Consider the following 18,758-nt stretch of genomic DNA (forward strand, 5'->3'; position numbering starts at 1 on the left):
AGCGTCGGCCCTCAGCGAGGGCGAGGCGTGACCCGCATCGGCAGACCGCCTTGCGGCTGCGTGGTCAATTTCTGCACCGGCCAGGGTTTTGTTTCAGCGGTCGCGTCGAAGCGGAAGCGTGACAAGAGGATGGCGAGCGCGATGATCGCCTCCTGCATGGCGAAGCTGGCGCCGATGCAGACGCGCGGGCCGGCGCCGAAGGGCAGATATTGGAAGCGGTCGATCTTTTCACGGTTTCCCGGATGGAAGCGTTCGGGCAGGAAGGCGTCGGGCCGGTCCCACAGCTTCCTGTGGCGGTGAACGACCCATGGCATCACCAGCACGGCGGCGTGCTTGGGGATATAAAGATCCTTCCACATTTCCGGAACGATCGGCTCGCGATTGATCGATGGCGCCGGCGGGTAGAGCCGAAGCGCCTCGTCGAAGGCGGCGCGTGTCAGCGGCATGGCGTCGAGCCACTTCGCCGGATCGGGCTCGCGCGCCAGCACCCGGTCGATCTCCTGTTCGACCCGGTCGCGCTCCCAGGGCGATTCGGCCAGGCAATAGAGCGTCCAGCCGAGCGCGCGCGCCGTGGTCTCGTGGCCGGCGCCGATGAAGGTGATGATGTTGTCCTCGACTTCCGGGCGCGTCAGTCCGTCGGGGCCTTCGGCCTTGAGCAGCAGCGTCAGGAAATCCTGCGGCACGGCATCGGGGTCGCGCCTGAACTTCTCTTCGCGCATCTTGACCGTGTCGGTCACGATCTTGCGGAAATAGGCCATGGTCTTGCGGCCGCGGATACGGGTCAGCCGCGGCAGCCAGTCGGGCGCGCGCAGCAGGTCGAGCGGATCCACGCGGCCCATGGTTTCGAACAGGCGGTCGATCTCGTTGGCGAAACTGCCGGGCTCGCCCGCGATCTCGCCGGAAAACAGCGTCTCGGCCAGGATGTCATAGGTGAGCAGCGTCATGTCATGGGCGATATCGGACGTGCCGCCGGCCTCGTAACGGGTGACGAACTCCAGCGTCCGTTTCAGCATCGGCTGGGCGAAGCCGAAAATGTGGCGTGGCGTGAACACCGGCGCCATTGCCTTGCGCGACCGCTTCCACACCTCGCCCTCGGCCGTCAGCAGGCCGTCGCGCAGGATCGGCCTCAGTATCTTCTGGCGCACCGTCGCCATCTTGTAGTTCTTGGCGTTGTCGACCAGCACATGGCGGATCAGGCCCGGATCATTGGCGATGACCAGCGGCCCACCAGCGCCCTTGGCAGAAATCCAGGGTTCGTTGTAGGTCGGCTCGCCCCAGAGTTCGAGCGGGTTGCGATAGACGATGCGGATCATTTCCAGCGTCGAAGGCGGCGACGTGCGCGGCTTCGGGGCGGGAGGAACGAATGGGGCGGGCTGCGTGTCCATGAAGTGCTCCGCTGTTCCCATCAATGTAGTGGCTGCCACCTCGGGCGTCCATGTCACCGAACGGCAAACCGGACCGATGACGGCGGGAACGCCAGGGCGGACAGTCTGTTCATCCGATCGTGACGATTCCGTCACGGGTCCAACCTTGCCCGTTGGAACGCTCTGCCGTAGTGGCAGTCACCGACGGATACCCCCCGACAAAGGAGCCTGCCTTGAAGCACCAGTTGAACATCATCATCGGCAGCACGCGGCCCGGCCGCGCTGGCCCGGTTTTCGCCGAATGGCTGGAGACGTTCGTGCGCGAATACGGAAAATTCGAGCCAGTGCTGACCGACATCGCCGCATTCAACCTGCCGGTCCTGGACGAACCGCATCATCCAAGGCTCGGCAATTATCAGAACGACCACACCAAGGCCTGGTCGAAGGCGATGGATGCCGCTGACGCCTTCGTGTTCGTGGCGCCGGAATACAATTACTTCGCCGCACCCGCGATCATCAACGCGATCGACTATCTCGCCCGCGAATGGAAATACAAGCCCGCTGCGATCTTCAGCTATGGCGGTGTCTCCGGCGGCCTGCGCGCGGCGCAGGCGCTGAAGCCGCTGCTGACCTCGGTCGGGATCATGCCTATCCCGGAAGGTGTCGCGCTGCCGCTGTACCAGAAACTGCTCGACGAGAACGGCGCCTTCGATGCCAGCGAGCAAGTGCGGGGCGGGACCAAGACCATGCTGGACGAACTGTTGCGCTGGAGCGAGGCGTTGAAACCGATGCGCGCCGCCTGAGAGAGCCGCCTCAGCGCGGCTTGCTTGCGCCATAAAGAGGTGGAATGGTCGGCAAACGACTGAGCCGGGGGGCGGTTCGACTGCGTTTGCTGTTTACCATGCTGCTGATGCTTGCGACCACCGCTATCGCGGCGGCCGAGCGGCACGTGGCCATTGGTCATGGCCAATGACGACTACCGGCTGGTCCGGCCGCTTGCCAACCCCGCCCAAGGCGGCGAAGCGATGGAAGCGGCGCTGAGGAAACTTGGTTTCGCTGGAGCTCGACCAGACGGGCCGGCTGGCGCCCAGGGACAAATCCACGGTCAAATATTTGCGCGGCCTCCTGGCTAAATTCAACGCCCGAAAAAAATAGCCGGCTGCCGGCTCGGCATTCGCGCCGGAAATGCCTGCAAACCTTGGAAAAACCGCCTTTAGCGCCTATATCTACCCCATATCAGAAGCGCGATTCGGGGCCGATTTTTCGCGCTGTAAAAGCGGCATCTAGACAACAGGTTTTCATGAGCGACCAGACCGAGAACTCAAACGGCGCTGAAGCCGAATACGGCGCCGATTCCATCAAGGTTTTGAAGGGGTTGGACGCCGTCCGCAAGCGGCCGGGCATGTATATCGGCGATACCGATGACGGCTCGGGCCTGCATCACATGGTCTACGAAGTGGTCGACAACGCCATCGACGAGGCGCTGGCCGGCCATGCCGACCTGGTTTCGGTGACGCTCAATCCCGACGGTTCGGTAACGGTTGTCGACAATGGCCGCGGCATTCCAACCGACATTCACCCCAGCGAAGGCATTTCGGCGGCCGAAGTGATCATGACGCAGCTGCATGCCGGCGGAAAGTTCGACCAGAACTCCTACAAGGTGTCTGGCGGTCTGCATGGCGTCGGCGTCTCGGTGGTCAACGCGCTGTCGGCCTGGCTGAAGCTCAAGATCCGCCGCAACGGCCAGGTCTTCGAGATGAGCTTTACCCACGGCAATGCCGATGCGCCGCTGAAGGCGATCGGCAGCTACGAGCAGGACAAGCGCCCAGGCACCAATGAGGGCCGCAGCGGCACCGAGGTCACCTTCTTTCCGTCGTCCGAGACCTTTACCATGGTCGAATTCGATTTCGGCACGCTGGAGCACCGGCTGCGCGAACTCGCCTTCCTGAACTCCGGCGTGCGCATCGTTCTGACAGACGCACGTCATGCCGACGTCGTGAAGCACGAACTGCACTATGATGGCGGCCTGGAAGAGTTCGTCAAATATCTCGACCGGGTCAAGAAACCGCTGATCGGGAAGCCCATCTCCATCAGGGCCGAGCGTGACGGCATCACCGTGGAAGTGGCGATGTGGTGGAACGACAGTTACCACGAGAATGTGCTGGCCTTCACCAATAACATCCCGCAGCGCGATGGCGGCACCCATCTGGCCGGTTTTCGCGGCGCACTGACCCGCCAGATCACCGGCTATGGCGAATCTTCGGGGCTGACCAAGAAGGAAAAGGTCTCGCTGATCGGCGACGATTGCCGCGAGGGCCTGACGGCGGTGCTGTCGGTTAAGGTTCCCGATCCGAAATTCTCGTCGCAGACCAAGGACAAGCTGGTCTCGTCGGAGGTTCGTCCCGTGGTCGAGGGACTGGTCAACGAAGCGCTCGGCACGTGGCTCGAAGAGCATCCGACCGAGGGCAAGGTGGTCGTCGACAAGGTGATCCAGGCCGCGGCGGCGCGTGAAGCGGCGCGCAAGGCTCGCGACATCACCCGCAAGACCTCGCTGGGCGTCACCTCGCTGCCCGGCAAGCTGGCCGATTGCCAGGAACGCGATCCGGCGAAGTCCGAAATCTTCATCGTCGAGGGTGACTCGGCCGGCGGCTCCGCGAAGGGCGGCCGTTCGCGCCAAAACCAGGCAATCCTTCCCCTGCGCGGCAAGATCCTCAATGTCGAGCGGGCCCGCTTCGACCGCATGCTCTCTTCCGACATGATCGGCACGCTGATCACCGCGCTCGGCACCTCGATCGGCAAGGACGAATTCAACGCCGACAAGCTGCGCTACCACAAGATCATCCTGATGACCGACGCGGACGTCGACGGCGCCCATATCAGGACCTTGCTGCTCACTTTCTTCTTCCGGCAGATGCCCGAGCTGATCGAGCGCGGCCACCTCTACATCGCCCAGCCGCCGCTCTACAAGGTGACGCGCGGCAAGAGCTCGCAATACATCAAGAATGAGAGCGCCTTCGAAGAATTCCTGATCGATTCGGGGTTGGAGGAAGCGTCCCTTACGCTCGGCTCAGGGGAAGTGCGGACCGGACAGGATCTGCACGGCGCCGTCGCCGATGCGCTTGCCGTGCGCCAGCTCATCAACGGCTTGCACACGCGCTATAACCGCGACGTCGTCGAGCAGGCTGCGATCGCCGGCGGGCTCAATCCCGAAATCTTCGCCGATCTTGGCCGCGCCAACGCGATGGCGGAGCGGATCGCGCAACGCCTCGACATCATTGCCGAGGACACCGAGCGCGGCTGGACCGGCCGCATGTCGACCTCGAACGAGGGCATCGGCGGCTATGTCTTCGAACGCACCGTGCGCAGCGTCAAGGAATACGCCCATCTCGACATGGCGTTGATCAATTCCGCCGACGCACGCCAGCTCGATCGCTACGCGCAGCGCCTCAGCGAAGTCTACGGGGCGCCGCCGGTGCTGCGCCGCAAGGAGGTGTCCGAAACAGTCTCGGGACCGCTGGCGCTGCTCAACGCGGTCTTTGCGACCGGCCGCAAGGGGCTGACCATGCAGCGCTACAAGGGTCTCGGCGAAATGAATGCCGAGCAGCTCTGGGAAACCACGCTCGACCCGAACGTGCGTTCGCTGCTGCAGGTCAAGGTCAACGATGCGACCGATGCCGACAGCCTGTTCTCGCGGCTGATGGGTGACGAGGTGGAGCCGCGGCGCGAGTTCATCCAGGACAATGCACTGTCGGTCGCCAACCTGGATATTTGAGGTTTCGCCAGCCTTTTTGACAGATTGGCATAGCTCGTGCCCGCGCCAATAATGAGGATGCGCCGGAACAGAAGGCCTTCGAAGACATTGTGACAGTGTCCATCACAATTTCTTTCAGGAGGCTTTTCATGGGACGCGGCATTCTACTCTGGTTGCTCGGCATTCCGATTCCGATCATCATCCTCATCATGCTGTTCGTACGGTAGGGGGCGTCGATGCAGTCCACCCTATCGGCTGTCGACGTATCCGCTTCCACGGAATCGTCCTCCACCGCCGTCAGCTGGGGACCGATCATCGCCGGCGCTTTCGCGGCCTCGACGTTGACCTTCATCCTCATGTTGCTCGGCTCAGGCCTTGGGCTCAGCATGGTTTCACCATGGTCGGGCTCTGGCGCGTCGATCACCACCTTCGCGGTTTCCAGCGCCGTCTGGCTGGTGATCGTACAGTGGCTGTCCGCCGGTGTAGGCGGCTACCTTGCGGGCCGGTTGCGGACCAAATGGGTCGGCATCCACACCGACGAAGTGTATTTCCGTGACACCGCGCACGGCTTTCTCGCCTGGGCGCTGGCCACCTTGCTGGTCGCCGGCGTGCTTGGCTCGGCACTTTCCGCCGCGATTGGTTCAGGTGTACAGGCCGCGTCCACCGTGGCCTCGGGAGCCGCCATGGGTGCGTCGGCCGGGGCCTCGGCGAATGCCAGCGGTGCATCGACCGACAATGCGACCTCCTATCTGGTGGATTCCCTGTTCCGCCCGGCCGATCCGGCCAAGCTGGCCACCGCCAATCCTGCCGACGAAGCCGCCGCGGCCGGGCAGGCCTCGCGGATCCTGATCGCCGGCGCCGTCGCCGGCGAGGTTTCGGCGGAAGACAAGACCTATCTTGCGCAATTGGTCGCCGCGCGCACCGGCCTTTCCGAGGCTGATGCCAAGACGCGTGTCGACACGGTGCTGGCGAAGGCGCAGGACGCAAAGGTCAAAGCGAAGCAGGCGGCCGACACCGCAAGGAAAGCAAGCGCCACCTTTGCGCTTCTCGGCGCCTTGTCGCTGGTCATCGGCGCCTTCATCGCCAGTGCGGCCGCAGCGCTCGGCGGCAGGCAGCGCGATGAAGAGGAAGCGGTGTTCCTGACCAACGGCTGAAGGCAGCATCACGCCAAAATTACAGAGCCCGGCATCGACCGGGCTCTTTCTATTCGACCCTCAAGACCGACCGGTCAGTGATCCATCGCCTTGACGATTTCCTCGGTCATCTTCTTGGCGTCGCCGAGCAGCATCATGGTGCCGTCCTTGTAGAACAGCGTGTTGTCGATGCCGGCATAGCCGGACCCGAGCGAGCGCTTGACGAACAGGCAGGTGCGGGCCTTGTCGACGTCGAGGATCGGCATGCCGTAGATGGGCGACGACTTGTCGTCGCGCGCGGACGGGTTGGTGACGTCGTTGGCGCCGATGACGTAGGCGACGTCGGCCTGGGCAAACTCCGAGTTGATGTCCTCGAGCTCGAACACTTCGTCGTACGGCACGTTGGCTTCGGCGAGCAGCACATTCATGTGACCGGGCATGCGGCCGGCGACGGGGTGGATGGCGTATTTGACGTCGACGCCATTGGCCTTGAGCTTGTCGGCCATTTCACGCAGGGCATGCTGCGCCTGGGCGACCGCCATGCCGTAACCCGGCACGATGATGACCTTCTGCGCGTTCATCATCAGGTAGGCGGCATCGTCGGCCGAACCCTGCTTGACGGTGCGCTCGATGCCGTCATCGGCCGCAGCGGCGGTCTCGCCGCCGAAGCCGCCGAGGATGACCGAGATGAAGCTTCGGTTCATGCCCTTGCACATGATGTAGGACAGGATCGCGCCCGACGAGCCGACCAGCGCGCCGGTGATGATCAGCGCCAGATTGCCGAGCGTGAAGCCAAGGGCGGCGGCCGCCCAGCCGGAATAGGAATTCAGCATCGACACGACCACCGGCATGTCGGCGCCACCGATCGGGATGATCAGGAGCACGCCGAGCACCAGCGAGGCGGCAACGATCAGCCAGAACACCAGTTTCGATTCCGTGGTGACCAGCAGCACGATCAGCACGATCAGGGCCACGCCAAGCGCAGCGTTGATGACGTGACGGCCGCCGATCATGATCGGCTTGCCCGACATGCGGCCGTCCAGCTTCAAGAAGGCAATGACTGAGCCGGTGAAGGTGATGGCACCGATGGCGACGCCAAGGCTCATCTCAACCAGCGCCTGGGCATGGATGTCACCCGCCGTGCCGATGCCGAAGCTTTCCGGCGCATAGATGGCCGCGGCCGCCACCATGACGGCGGCAAGGCCGACCAGCGAATGGAAGGCGGCGACCAGCTGCGGCATCGAGGTCATGGCGATGCGGCGCGCGGTGACGGCGCCGACGCCACCGCCAATGGCGAGGCCAAGCACGATCAGGCCGAAGCGACCGGCGGACGGGGTTGCCAGCGCCAGCGTGGTGGCAATGGCGATGCCCATGCCGACCATGCCGTAGAGATTGCCCTGCCGGCTGGTGGTCGGATGCGAGAGGCCGCGCAACGCCATGATGAACAGGACGCCGGATACCAGATAGAGGAAGGAGGCGAGATTGACGGTCACGTCACTTGTCCTTCTTCTTGTACATGGCCAGCATGCGCTGGGTGACGAGGAAGCCGCCGAAGATGTTGACCGAGACCAGCATCAGCGCGACGAAACCGAAGCCGGCGGCGACGCCGGAGGCCGCGATGCCGACGGCGAGCAGCGCACCGACGACAATGACCGACGAGATGGCGTTGGTGACGGCCATCAGCGGCGTGTGCAGTGCCGGGGTCACCGACCAGACGACGTAATAGCCGACGAAGATCGCCAGGATGAAGATGGCGAAACGGAAGACGAAGGGATCGATGGCCCCGCCCGAGAGCGCATGCGCGGCATCACCGGCCGCCTCTGCACCGCCTGGGGCATTGGCCAGGTTCTGCACCGCGAGCCGAACGGCAGCGCTTGCCTGGTCGAGCTGATCCAAGGCTTTCTGCAAGGTCTGGTCCATCACGCGGTCCCTTTCGGCTTCGGCGAGGGTGACTTGGATGCGGCGGTCTTCCCGGGCGCGGCCTTCCTGGGCGCGGCCGTGGCATCGGCGACCATGGTCGTGGCCGGGATCGCGGCCGGCTCGACATAAGGCTGCTGGTCGGCCTTGGCGAAGGCCGGATGAACGACCTTGCCGCCGTCGGTCAGCATGGTTGCCTTGACCAGATCGTCGTCGCGATTGATGGCAAGCGTCTTGGTCGTCTTGTCGACGAGCGTCTCGACGAAGGCGAACAGGTTCCTGGCATAAAGCAGCGAGGCGGATGCCGCGATGCGACCTGGCACGTTGAGATGACCGACGATCTTCACATTGTTGACCGTGGTGACGATCTTGCCGGCCTCGGCGCCCTCGACATTGCCGCCACGCTCGACGGCGAGGTCGATGATCACCGAGCCCGGCTTCATCGAGGCGACCATCGCCGCCGACACCAGCTTCGGCGCAGGCCGGCCGGGGATCAGCGCCGTGGTGATGACGATGTCCTGCTTGGCGATGTGTTCGGCGGTCAGCGCCGCCTGCTTGGCCTGGTACTCCTTCGACATTTCCTTGGCGTAGCCGCCGGCCGTCTCGGCGGCCTTGAACTCCTCGTCCTCGACTGCGAGGAACTTCGCGCCGAGCGAGGCGACTTGTTCCTTGGCGGCGGGCCGAACGTCGGTGGCGGTGACGACGGCACCGAGACGGCGCGCGGTGGCGATCGCCTGCAGGCCGGCAACGCCGACGCCCATGATGAAGACCTTGGCCGCCGGCACCGTGCCAGCCGCCGTCATCATCATCGGCAGCGCCCGGTCGTATTCGGCGGCTCCGTCGATCACCGCCTGGTAGCCGGCAAGATTAGCCTGGCTGGACAGGACGTCCATCGATTGCGCGCGGGTGATGCGCGGCATGAACTCCATCGAGAAGGCGGTGACGCCGGCTTTGGCCAAGGCCGCGACAGCCGCATCGTTGCCGTAGGGATCCATGATGGCGATCACCGCGGCGCCGGATTTGTAACTCTTCAGCTCGGCATCCGTTGGCCGGCGAACCTTCAGCACGACATCGGCATTGGCGACATCCGAGGCCTTGCCGATGACAGCACCCGTCTTGGCAAACTCTTCGTCGGGGATACGCGAGCGGGTGCCGGCTCCGGCTTCGACGATCACGTCGAAACCCAAGGCCGTCAGCCGCTTCACCGTGTCGGGCGAAGCCGCGACACGCGGCTCGTTCGCGTCAAGCTCACGAGGGATGAAAACCGTCTGTCCCACCGCATGATCCTTTCGGCCGGAACCTGTCTGCGCGAAGTGTCGACCGGGATATCCGGCGACATCAACCGCAAGAGGGTTTTGGAAGGTCTATCGCAGAATGAAGGCGCCGACTGCCAGAATAAGCACGAACAGGATCAGCGCAGAGAAGAAGCCGCCCGCGAAGAAGCCGAAAGCCATCGCCAGGAGAAGCGCGCCGCAGAAGAGCGAGCCATATTTGGCCAGCGCCAGGAAGCCCGCATAGGTGCGGTCATGCTCGGCATAGTCCATCTTCGCGCCCAGTTCTACAGGACCGCTCGGCGTGTGCTCAGCCATAGGAATACCCCTTCGAAGACATCTTTCAGGCACATACCGAAAAGCTGGGCGCAGGGCAATGGCGCTATTGCCGCATCGCAGCCGACAACTCCCTCAAGGGAAAATTGAAACTGGCCGCCGATGCCCGCGGGGATGGCTTTTGCGCGAGCCCTGCCCAGCGTCTCAGCCAGCAAGGTGAGGAAAAAGCCCGAGCAGCCCAACGACAATCAGATAGAGCGCGACGATGTAGTTCAGGAGCCGCGGCATGATCAGGATCAGCACGCCGGCGATCAGCGAGATGAGCGGTGTGAGCGCGAGCGAGTGGATGGTCATGACCGTATTCCTTCCCACGAACAATGCGACAGGAGCCCGGGGCAAAATGCCCGTTGGGCAGGATCGCGGCGATACTCGATGGTGATGCCGCTACCTATAACGGCGAAGCCGCGGGAAGGTTCAGATGCAAGGACGACGCCCGTTAAGCAGCATCGCGGTAGTATTTCGCCGTCGGCACTATGGACAGCGGCGTCAGCCGGTTGATGGCCGGATTGGCGAACATCATCCGCTGTTCCACGGCTGTCGACTTAAAGAACGGGAACCGTTCGAGTGTCTGGCGCAAGTTTTCGCCGCACGGGATTTCGAACAGAGCGATCGGCGCAAGGACTCCCGGGAACACCTTGCCCTCTGTCCTCTGAACGGCATGAAAGATACGAGCATAGTAAGCGGAGTGCTCGATCTTGACCGGCGTTAGCACTGCGGTAAGCCCAAAGTAAGAAGCGGCCACCATGCCAAGCCTGAGCGTCAGAAAAGGCAGAACTCCGGGCGCGGGCGCACTGTCGGCATCGGTTGCGAAACGAGTCCCGTCGATGAACGTCTCTCCGCGGGCAAGCCGCTCGGCCAATATTTCGGGATAGGCATCAACGGACGGCGAATGAGGGTGCTCTCTGGAAATGTAGTGAAGCCGTAACGTGCTGACCAGGTGTCCATCGAAATAGACGCCGAACCGATAGGAATTCGGCAGATTGTCCCAGCGATCCTCGAACATCCCGCTGGCGATCGGGCCGCACATGCCCGATTGCAGGTAGGATTGATAGCGAAGGCGGTAGATCGCCTCCAGATCCTCGCCTCCAGTGATGAGACGGTAGTCGACATGCTCAAGCAATTGCATGATCGACTGGTTCAGCGCCGACCCAGCATTGGAGCTGGCGCCAGCCCGCGCATCGTTTCTCGCAGCATCCATTCTCAAGTCCTCGTATCCGCCGTGAACAGGCTATTCGAGTTAAAATGAGACACAAGCCGAAAATTGGATCCCGTTGGTTTACCACTTGTTAACCTTAACAGCCGGAGGTCCTTGGCTGCGGAGTGGTTGCTGAAGGGGCAGCTTGGATGTTCTAGTCCAAGGCTTCATTCTCACGAAGGGCGCGCTGCAGACTCGGGCGCGAAAAGCACTGGAGCGTTCCGCTTCGACAGATGCGCCGATCCGGTCAAACCTTTTCGCTTCTTCAAAATCGGCCAAAACTACTGCGCGTCTTGGTTGGATTTGTTCGCCGCCGATAAAAATATTCTGGTTCGCACCAACCGCACGACCCAAGCACGCGCTTTATCAACTTCGATTGGCAGAATTTGCGACGAAAGCTAGCCGACTGTGCGCTTGGCGGCGAGACGCAGATCCGCGGCAAACGGCCAGGTGACGTTCGACATCGTCTCGATGCCCGACGCGCTGAGCGCCGCTCCGAACAGAAAGCCCTGGACAAGATCCGGCTTCACCGAATGCATGAGGACCTTAAGCTGCTCGAATGTTTCCACGCCTTCGATGGTGACGGTGAGCCCCAGGACACGGGTCAGGTCGACGACGCCCTTCAACAGCTCGAGCGAGCGCGGATTGTGGGTGACGTCCATCACGAACGACCGGTCGATCTTGATCTTGTCGAGCGGAAGCTTGTGGAGATAGCTCAGGCTTGAATAGCCGGTGCCGAAATCGTCGAGGGCGATGCGGACGCCAAGCTGCTTCAGTTCCTCGATATACTGGCGGGTCAGGGATTTGTCGTCGAGCAGCGCGGTTTCCGTGACTTCGATCTCCAGGCGGCTAGCATCGAGGCCGGAGTTAGCCAACGCATCGCGCACCTTTTGGATGACGTCGCGGCTGCGGAAATCCCTGGCCGAGAGATTGACCGAGACGCTGGTCTGGTCAGGCCATTTGGCGCATTCGGTGCAAGCTGCATGCAGCACAAAGGTGCTGATCTCGGAAATGATGCCCATCTCCTCGGCCAGGGGAATGAAGATGCCGGGAGAAATCGGTCCGAGATCGGGATGGTCCCAACGGCAGAGCGCCTCGCAGCTGGCGATGCGCATGGTGTTCATCGCCACGATGGGCTGGTAGACGACCCGCAGTTCCCTGCCTTCCACGGCGCTGCGCAGATCCGCCTTCATCAGCTGGCGATTGCGGAATGCGGCATCCATTGCCGCCTCGAACAGCCGCCACCCGTTCTTGCCGAGTTCCTTGGCCTTGTAGAGCGCCAGGTCCGCCTTGACGATCATGGCGTCGACATCGGTTCCGCCGACCTTGGACAGCACCGCGCCGGCGCTGGCCTGGATCCGCAACCCGTGGCCCGCCACGTCGACCTCTCCCTGCAGCTCGGCGAAAATCTGGTCGAGCAGGCTCTCCAGATGGCTTTCGTCATCGATGCGGTCGAAGAACAGCATGAACTCGTCGCCACCGAAGCGGCTGACGGTAAGGCCTTGCCCGGCGATGGCCGCCAGCCGGTCGGCCACGGCGTAGATCAGCCCGTCGCCGACGGGATGGCCGAGCGTGTCATTGACGCTCTTGAAATCGTCGAGGTCGATCACGGCGAGGCCGCACAGGCGATCCCGGTCGCCGGAGGCCATCAGCTCGCCGACCAGTTCGTGGAAATAGGCGCGGTTGGGAAGGCCGGTGAGATTGTCGTAGCGCGCCATGAAGCGGATCTTTTCCTCCGCTTCGACGCGCGCCGTGACATCCTCGAAGGTGATCACGCCGAGTTCCTGGCTGCCTTCACGCGCGGAGAATTCGTAATGCTGGCCGTTGGCGAGCGAAACAAGCACCTTGCGGTCCCTGCCCTCGCGCAGCGCGCGCGTCAGCTGCGCCTCGACGTAGCGGCAGTCCTTCGGCGCCAGCATGCCGCCGGCGACGCCGCGCATCAGAAGCCCGTGGATGGAGCGCCCGAGCAGCGCGTCGGCCGATTTCAGCGACATCAGGTGGGCGGCCTCGGCATTGGCGACCGCGACGCGCCCATCAGGGCCGAGCATGACCAGGCCGTGCGACATGGTGTTGAGCGCGCGGTCGAACTTGCGCGTTATGCTTTTCGCCTGCTTATGGCCGATGACCGCCGAAAACAGCACATTGCGAACATGGTCGGCGCTGTTGATGGTAATGAACGTCATCGGGAAGATCATCAGACCAAGGACGACGGACGGGGCATCCAGACGCAGCAGGAGCGCAAGCGCCGCCGGACCAATGAAGGTTACAGAAAAAATCCGCACCATGCGCGGAGACCCGTAATTACGGGCGACAACCGTGACCAGGGTCGCCAGGGTCAGCGACATTGCCGCCAGTTCGGCGAATGGGTCGGGATACACATAGATCGACACGAAGCACAGCGCACCCAATCCGAGGCCCTGCAAGCAGCCCTTGAGGATGTAACTGCGCTCCAATCGGTGTGCGTGTTCGACGTCGGCAATCACGCCCCCCGTCTTCAGGAAGCTGCGAATACCGAAATAACGCAGAAGGCTGATCGGCAGTAGAATAAAAGAAAAGGCCAGAAACAACGGATTTTGCGTGCGCAGATAAATCATGAATCCGAGGATCCAGTAGCACGCGCCACCGATCACCAACATGTGCGCGTTGTCGAACAACGACCGCACAAATTGGATATAGACATCCGCGGGGATGCTTTCGGTCTTTGTTTTGCCCATATGATCGGCCCAACGCTAAGCCTTGTCATGCCACAACCGCCTTAAGAAAGGCTTAGACAGAGGGGCTTAAGCTACGGCTTCGGTCGGCCCGCCTCGGCAAGAGGACCTTGCAGCAGGCTTCGGGCATGGGTGGAGAAATCACTCAGCGGCACTGAGAACCGGTACCGGCATGGTTTGGGTCAGTCGCTGGAGCAGTCTGGAGCGCTCGCCCGCCGCCTTTTCGGCGCTTGCCTGCCGGACATGGCCATAGCCGCGGATCAGCGCCGGGACCGAGACCAGGGCTACCGCGGCCTCGATCTTGCCCGGCGCCAGCGAACTGGCCACGAGCTGCAGATCGGCCTCGTACTGCGCCAGCAATTGCCGCTCCATGCGCCGCTCGGCGGTGTAGCCGAACAGGTCGAAGGCCGTGCCGCGCAGGCCCTTCATCGCGGCCAGCAGGCGAAAGCCTTTCATCATCCAAGGGCCGAAGCTCGATTTCCTGGGTTTGCCGTCATTGCCGCGACGTCCCATGATCGGCGGGGCGAGATGGAATTCAAGTTTCTCGTAGCTCTGGAACTGCTTGCCAAGCGCGGCGGCGAAGGAGCCGTCGGTATAAAGCCGCGCAACCTCGTATTCGTCCTTGATCGCCATCAGCTTGAACAGGCTTTTGGCGGCGGCCTCGGTCACGGCGGTCGAACCCGGCACGGCCTTCGTTTCTGACCCTCGCAGCGTCGATATCCTATCGGCGTAGCGCTTGCCGTAAGCAGCGTTCTGATAGGCCGTGAGGAAGGCAACACGGCGGGCGATGATATCGTCCAGTGTCTCGGCGACCGGACCGGCCTGTCCGGCCTTGTCGCCGAGGGTTGCGGACGGCTGGGCGATGAGGCCGCGCACGAAATCCGGCTGATGCGCGGCGCGGCGGCCCCAGCGGAAAGCAGCGATGTTCATCGCCACCGCTTCGCCATTCAATTCGATGGCCTTTTCGACGGCTTCGGCCGAGAGCGGCAGACCGCCGTACTGGAAGGCAAAGCCGAGCATGAACATGTTGGCGCCGAGCGAATTGCCGAACAGGGCTGTGGCGGTGCGGGTGGCGTCGAAGAAATGCGCCTTGTCGTCACCGGCCGCTGAGCGGATCGCCTTCTTCAGGCGCTCGATCGGCAGCGAGAAATCGGCCGATCGAGCAAATTCGCCCGGCATGATCTCGGCGGTGTTAGCGAGGAAGATCGTATGCCCCTCGCGCACCGCCGTCAGCACTTTCTTGGCGCCTGACACGACCAGATCGCAGCCGAGCACGAGGTCGGCCTTCCCCGCCGAAACGCGGATGGCATTGATGTCTTCCGGTGTGCGGGCGATGCGGACATGGGTGAACACCGAGCCACCCTTCTGGGCGAGGCCGGCCATGTCGATCATGCCGCAACCCTTGTCCTCCAGATGCGCCGCCATGCCGAGCACGGCACCGACGGTGACGACGCCGGTGCCGCCGACGCCGTCGATGATCGCCGCCCAGCCCTCGACGCCGAGCGGGAATTCGGCTGGCATGGGCACGCCTTCAAGCGGGTCGGTCCCGCCGGCCAGGCCCTCGGCCTTGCGGATCTTGGCACCGTGCACGGTGACGAACGACGGGCAGAAACCGTTGACGCAGGAGAAATCCTTGTTGCAGCTCGACTGGTCGATCTTGCGCTTGCGGCCGAATTCGGTTTCGACCGGCTGGATCGAGACGCAGTTCGATTGCACGCCGCAATCGCCGCAGCCTTCGCAGACCAGTTCGTTGATGAAGACGCGCTTGTCGGGATCGGGAAAGGTGCCGCGCTTGCGACGACGGCGCTTTTCGGCGGCGCAGGTCTGGTCGTAGAGCAGGATCGATACGCCCTTGACGTCGCGCAGCTCGCGCTGGACGAGGTCGAGGTCGTCGCGGTGGTGGATAGTGGCGCCGGCCGGGAATTCGGCCTTCCCGGCATATTTGTCGGGTTCGTCGGTGACGATGGCAATGCGGTCGACGCCCTCTGCCCGCACCTGCCTGGCGATCATGTCCACCGTCAGCCCGCCCTCATGCGGCTGGCCCCCAGTCATGGCGACGGCATCGTTGTAGAGGATTTTGTAGGTGATGTTGGCCTCGCTCGAGAGGGCGAAGCGGATCGCCAGCGTGCCGGAATGGTTGTAGGTGCCGTCGCCGAGGTTCTGGAAGATGTGGTCGCGCCTGGAGAACGGCGCCTGGCCGACCCATTGCGCCCCCTCGCCGCCCATGGCGGTAAAGCCAACTGTGTTGCGATCCATCCACAGCGCCATGAAGTGACAGCCGATGCCGGCGGCGGCGATCGAGCCGTCAGGCACCTTGGTCGAGGAATTGTGCGGACAACCCGAACAGAAGAAGGGTGTGCGCGAGCCGATGTCGGTGGCATCGGCCAGCATCGCCTGGAACTGGCGTAGCTTGGCTACCCTGGCCGAAATCTCTTCGGATGGGCCGATGGTCTTGAGGATTCTTTCGCCAAGCGCAATGGCGATCTCGTTGGGGTCGAGCGCCCCCTTGGCCGGAAACAGCCAGTCGCCGCGTTCATCCTTCTTACCGACGATGACCGGCTGCGAGGCCGTGCCATAAAGGCTTTCGCGCAGTTGCACCTCGATCAGCGAGCGTTTCTCCTCGACGACGACGATGGTGTCGAGACCGCGCGCGAAGTCGGCGATGTGCTGCAGGTCGAGCGGCCAGGGGCAGCCGACCTTGAACAGCCGCACGCCGATGCGGTTGGCGGCCGCCTCGTCGATGCCGATATCCTCCAGCGCCTGGCGGACATCGAGATAGCTCTTGCCCAGTGTGATGATGCCGAGTTTCGGATTGCGGCCGCCCGAATAGACGAGCCTGTTCAGCCCATTGGCATGGATGAAGGCGGAGGCCGCGGCACGCTTGTGCTCATGCAGCCGTTCTTCCTGGCCGAGCATGTCGATCTCGTGGCGGATGTTGAGGCCGCCCGGCGGCATGTCGAAATCCGGGACGACGATGTTCAACCGTTCGAGCGAGGCGTCGACCGAAGCCGTCGATTCGATGTTGTCCTTGACGCATTTGATCGCCGCCCAGGTGCCGGCGAAGCGCGACATGGCAAAGCCGTACAGGCCATAGTCGATGATCTCCTGGACACCGGCCGGGTTGAGGATCGGCACCATGGTGTCGACGAAGAGGAATTCCGTGGCGTGCGCATTGGTCGAGGATTCGGCCATGTGGTCGTCGCCCATGAGCGCAAGGACGCCGCCATGTCTGGACGAGCCGGCGAGATTGGCGTGGCGGAACACGTCGCCCGAACGATCGACGCCCGGCCCCTTGCCGTACCAGATCGAAAAAACGCCATCATGGGTGCCCTCGCCCAGCAGTTCCGTCTGCTGCGAGCCCCAGCAGGCGGTGGCGGCCAGCTCTTCGTTGAGGCCGGGCTGGAAAACGATGTCGGCCCCGGCGAGCTGCTTTTTCGCCTTCCACAGCTGCATGTCGAGGCCGCCGAGCGGCGACCCGCGATAGCCGGAGACGAAGCCTGCCGTGTTCAGGCCGGCGCGGCGGTCGCGCTCGCGCTGCATCAGGAGCATGCGGATGACCGCCTGCGCGCCGGACAGGAAGATGCGCTCCTTTCCAAGATCGAACTTGTCGTCGAGCGCGACATCATGCAGCGTCATCAGGCATTTCCTCTGCGAAGGCCGCGCGGGGCAGCAGCCAACGTCGGGATCGGATGACGCATCCTTTCTCCCCTTGCAAGGCAGGTCAAACAAAATCGAAAGGACCGGCCAACGCGCGACAAGCAGTTCGGCGGGCGCTGGATCACGCATGAAACGGTGCGCCGACAGCGCGATGGCATACGAAAATTCTAGCCGAAATCGATGCCGTCGGAAGGTGTCAGCCGGCTTTCGAGCAGTCCGGCTTCGGCTCGCCCGGCAGCTTGCCGTCGGGATGGCCGGCGAGGTCGGGGTTGGCCGTGTAGAGTTGGTCGATGACCAGCGGCCGATCGGGCAGGATGGACTGGTCTTCCGTCGACATCAGCGTGGTGTCGATCTCCTGCAGGACCGCGCCATCGGCGCCCTTGATGCTGATGGCGATGGCATAGGGCTTGTTCTTGACAACGCAGGTCAGCGCCGGGCTTTCCAGGCTCACCTTGTCGAGCTTCGGCCAGATCTTCTGCTCGACCACGAAGGGATCACCACCGGCGGGGTTCTGGAAGCTGGCAACCGCCACCTGACCCTCGCCCATCGGCCGCAAGGGCCTCAGCGTCACGACATAGGTCGCCCTGGCGAGGCGGTAGTTGAAGACGAAGATCTTGCCGGAAACTTCGAACAGCTTGCCTCCACCGCCAGTATCCCGGCAAGCGCCAAGCGTCATCGCCGCAATCAGCGCCGCGCCAGCAACCGTCGAGCGGGAAAGAATTCTAGGCATTCCTGACCTCATTGGCCGCCATGCGGCGGCGATAGTGACGGCTTGCCTTCTGCCTGTTGCCGCATACCGCCATGTCGCACCAAAGGCGGCTGGAATTGCGGCTTCTGTCGACGAACAGCCAGGTGCAATTGGGACAGATCCTGAGCCTCGCGACGGTGTCGTCACGCAGCAGGGAAAGCGCCGAAACCGCCAGTGCCGCCTCGAAGGCGATCGGCGTCGCCGGATCGCCGAACGGCCGTCCCTGCGCCCCGATCTCGGTCCCGCCGGCGGCCAGGCCGTCGGCGCAGGACCGCAGGAATTCGGGCAGATCGGCGGTGGCCACCGCGCCTTTCAACACAGCGCCTCGAAACAGCCTATCGGTCGTCTCGCGGATCGACAGCACGACGGGCGCGATTGCCGCCGGCGAGGACACCGCCAGCCGCCTGTCGCCAAGCTCGGCGGCGCGAAAGCCGCTGGCCGCGTCGGCGAAGCGGGCGATTTCGGCCGGATCGTCGAAGCGGTCGAATGTGCGCTCCGGATCGCCGCGCAGCACGACGGTGTTCGCCGTGTCGAGCGCGAGCAGGCCGCCGGTGAAGCGGTGAGAAGTCCAGGCAACTGTCATTCCCGAACATCTAACCGATAAATCGCGTTTGACAAGTTAGATTCGGCGATGCAAACCTCGGATGCGTAGGGTATCGTCGGCTTTGTCCGCTC

Annotated in this window: 14 protein-coding genes; 3 read left to right on the forward strand and 11 right to left on the reverse strand. The window is 63.3% G+C overall.

Features of this window, described 5'->3' with window-relative positions:
* Positions 1-11: 11 nt before the first annotated feature.
* A complete protein-coding gene (locus tag FJ943_RS17745) occupies positions 12-1,385 on the reverse strand; it encodes a cytochrome P450 (protein ID WP_140660055.1) in 1,374 nt (457 codons plus the stop codon).
* Positions 1,386-1,597: 212 nt separating this feature from the next.
* Between FJ943_RS17745 and FJ943_RS17750 the strand changes: the two genes are divergently transcribed.
* From FJ943_RS17750 to FJ943_RS17760, 3 genes are all read left to right on the forward strand, one after another.
* Positions 1,598-2,167, forward strand: coding sequence for an NADPH-dependent FMN reductase (locus FJ943_RS17750; protein ID WP_140723366.1), 570 nt, complete (start codon positions 1,598-1,600; stop codon positions 2,165-2,167).
* 497 nt (positions 2,168-2,664) lie between these two features.
* Positions 2,665-5,136 carry a DNA topoisomerase (ATP-hydrolyzing) subunit B gene (gene gyrB / locus FJ943_RS17755; protein ID WP_140723369.1) on the forward strand — a complete coding sequence of 824 codons (2,472 nt, stop codon included), beginning with the start codon at positions 2,665-2,667 and terminating at the stop codon, positions 5,134-5,136.
* Positions 5,137-5,351: 215 nt separating this feature from the next.
* A complete protein-coding gene (locus tag FJ943_RS17760) occupies positions 5,352-6,269 on the forward strand; it encodes a hypothetical protein (RefSeq protein ID WP_140723372.1) in 918 nt (305 codons plus the stop codon).
* 74 nt (positions 6,270-6,343) lie between these two features.
* On the opposite strand, the gene FJ943_RS17765 is transcribed toward FJ943_RS17760, so the two are convergent.
* The 10 genes from FJ943_RS17765 to FJ943_RS17810 form a co-directional block, all read right to left on the reverse strand.
* On the reverse strand, positions 6,344-7,741 hold the full coding sequence (locus FJ943_RS17765; RefSeq protein WP_140723375.1) for an NAD(P)(+) transhydrogenase (Re/Si-specific) subunit beta: 1,398 nt from the start codon (positions 7,739-7,741) through the stop codon (positions 6,344-6,346).
* 1 nt (position 7,742) lies between these two features.
* Positions 7,743-8,171, reverse strand: a complete 429-nt coding sequence (locus tag FJ943_RS17770) for a proton-translocating transhydrogenase family protein (RefSeq protein WP_174361964.1) — start codon at positions 8,169-8,171, stop codon at positions 7,743-7,745.
* Positions 8,168-9,442 (reverse strand): Re/Si-specific NAD(P)(+) transhydrogenase subunit alpha, encoded by a 1,275-nt coding sequence (locus tag FJ943_RS17775; protein WP_140723378.1) that lies wholly within the window; start codon positions 9,440-9,442, stop codon positions 8,168-8,170. The genes FJ943_RS17770 and FJ943_RS17775 overlap by 4 nt, the downstream gene beginning before the upstream one ends.
* An 87-nt stretch (positions 9,443-9,529) precedes the next feature.
* A complete protein-coding gene (locus FJ943_RS17780) occupies positions 9,530-9,754 on the reverse strand; it encodes an aa3-type cytochrome c oxidase subunit IV (RefSeq protein WP_015314279.1) in 225 nt (74 codons plus the stop codon).
* Positions 9,755-9,916: 162 nt separating this feature from the next.
* Positions 9,917-10,066: a DUF3096 domain-containing protein gene (locus tag FJ943_RS17785; RefSeq protein ID WP_015314280.1), complete on the reverse strand. Its 150-nt coding sequence runs from the start codon at positions 10,064-10,066 to the stop codon at positions 9,917-9,919.
* 142 nt (positions 10,067-10,208) lie between these two features.
* On the reverse strand, positions 10,209-10,970 hold the full coding sequence (locus tag FJ943_RS17790) for an acyl-homoserine-lactone synthase (protein ID WP_140660059.1): 762 nt from the start codon (positions 10,968-10,970) through the stop codon (positions 10,209-10,211).
* Positions 10,971-11,365: 395 nt separating this feature from the next.
* On the reverse strand, positions 11,366-13,681 hold the full coding sequence (locus FJ943_RS17795) for an EAL domain-containing protein (protein ID WP_015314282.1): 2,316 nt from the start codon (positions 13,679-13,681) through the stop codon (positions 11,366-11,368).
* 138 nt (positions 13,682-13,819) lie between these two features.
* Positions 13,820-17,314, reverse strand: a complete 3,495-nt coding sequence (locus FJ943_RS17800) for an indolepyruvate ferredoxin oxidoreductase family protein (protein WP_140723380.1) — start codon at positions 17,312-17,314, stop codon at positions 13,820-13,822.
* A gap of 217 nt (positions 17,315-17,531) precedes the next feature.
* A complete protein-coding gene (locus FJ943_RS17805) occupies positions 17,532-18,065 on the reverse strand; it encodes a hypothetical protein (RefSeq protein ID WP_246671896.1) in 534 nt (177 codons plus the stop codon).
* Positions 18,058-18,666 (reverse strand): CGNR zinc finger domain-containing protein, encoded by a 609-nt coding sequence (locus tag FJ943_RS17810; RefSeq protein ID WP_140723386.1) that lies wholly within the window; start codon positions 18,664-18,666, stop codon positions 18,058-18,060. The genes FJ943_RS17805 and FJ943_RS17810 overlap by 8 nt, the downstream gene beginning before the upstream one ends.
* Between the last annotated feature and the right edge of the window lie 92 nt (positions 18,667-18,758).

It is taken from the genome of Mesorhizobium sp. B2-3-10, from assembly GCF_006442275.1.
Classification (GTDB): domain Bacteria; phylum Pseudomonadota; class Alphaproteobacteria; order Rhizobiales; family Rhizobiaceae; genus Mesorhizobium; species Mesorhizobium australicum.

Bases quoted from the DNA above. Each gene is read 5' to 3' on its own strand.
- FJ943_RS17745 (WP_140660055.1), bottom strand. From the start codon at position 1,385: ATGGACACGCAGCCCGCCCCATTCGTTCCTCCCGCCCCGAAGCCGCGC.
- gyrB (WP_140723369.1), top strand. From the start codon at position 2,665: ATGAGCGACCAGACCGAGAACTCAAACGGCGCTGAAGCCGAATACGGC.
- FJ943_RS17760 (WP_140723372.1), top strand. From the start codon at position 5,352: ATGCAGTCCACCCTATCGGCTGTCGACGTATCCGCTTCCACGGAATCG.
- FJ943_RS17780 (WP_015314279.1), bottom strand. From the start codon at position 9,754: ATGGCTGAGCACACGCCGAGCGGTCCTGTAGAACTGGGCGCGAAGATG.
- FJ943_RS17785 (WP_015314280.1), bottom strand. From the start codon at position 10,066: ATGACCATCCACTCGCTCGCGCTCACACCGCTCATCTCGCTGATCGCC.
- FJ943_RS17790 (WP_140660059.1), bottom strand. From the start codon at position 10,970: ATGGATGCTGCGAGAAACGATGCGCGGGCTGGCGCCAGCTCCAATGCT.
- FJ943_RS17795 (WP_015314282.1), bottom strand. From the start codon at position 13,681: ATGGGCAAAACAAAGACCGAAAGCATCCCCGCGGATGTCTATATCCAA.
- FJ943_RS17800 (WP_140723380.1), bottom strand. From the start codon at position 17,314: ATGACGCTGCATGATGTCGCGCTCGACGACAAGTTCGATCTTGGAAAG.
- FJ943_RS17805 (WP_246671896.1), bottom strand. From the start codon at position 18,065: ATGCCTAGAATTCTTTCCCGCTCGACGGTTGCTGGCGCGGCGCTGATT.
- FJ943_RS17810 (WP_140723386.1), bottom strand. From the start codon at position 18,666: ATGACAGTTGCCTGGACTTCTCACCGCTTCACCGGCGGCCTGCTCGCG.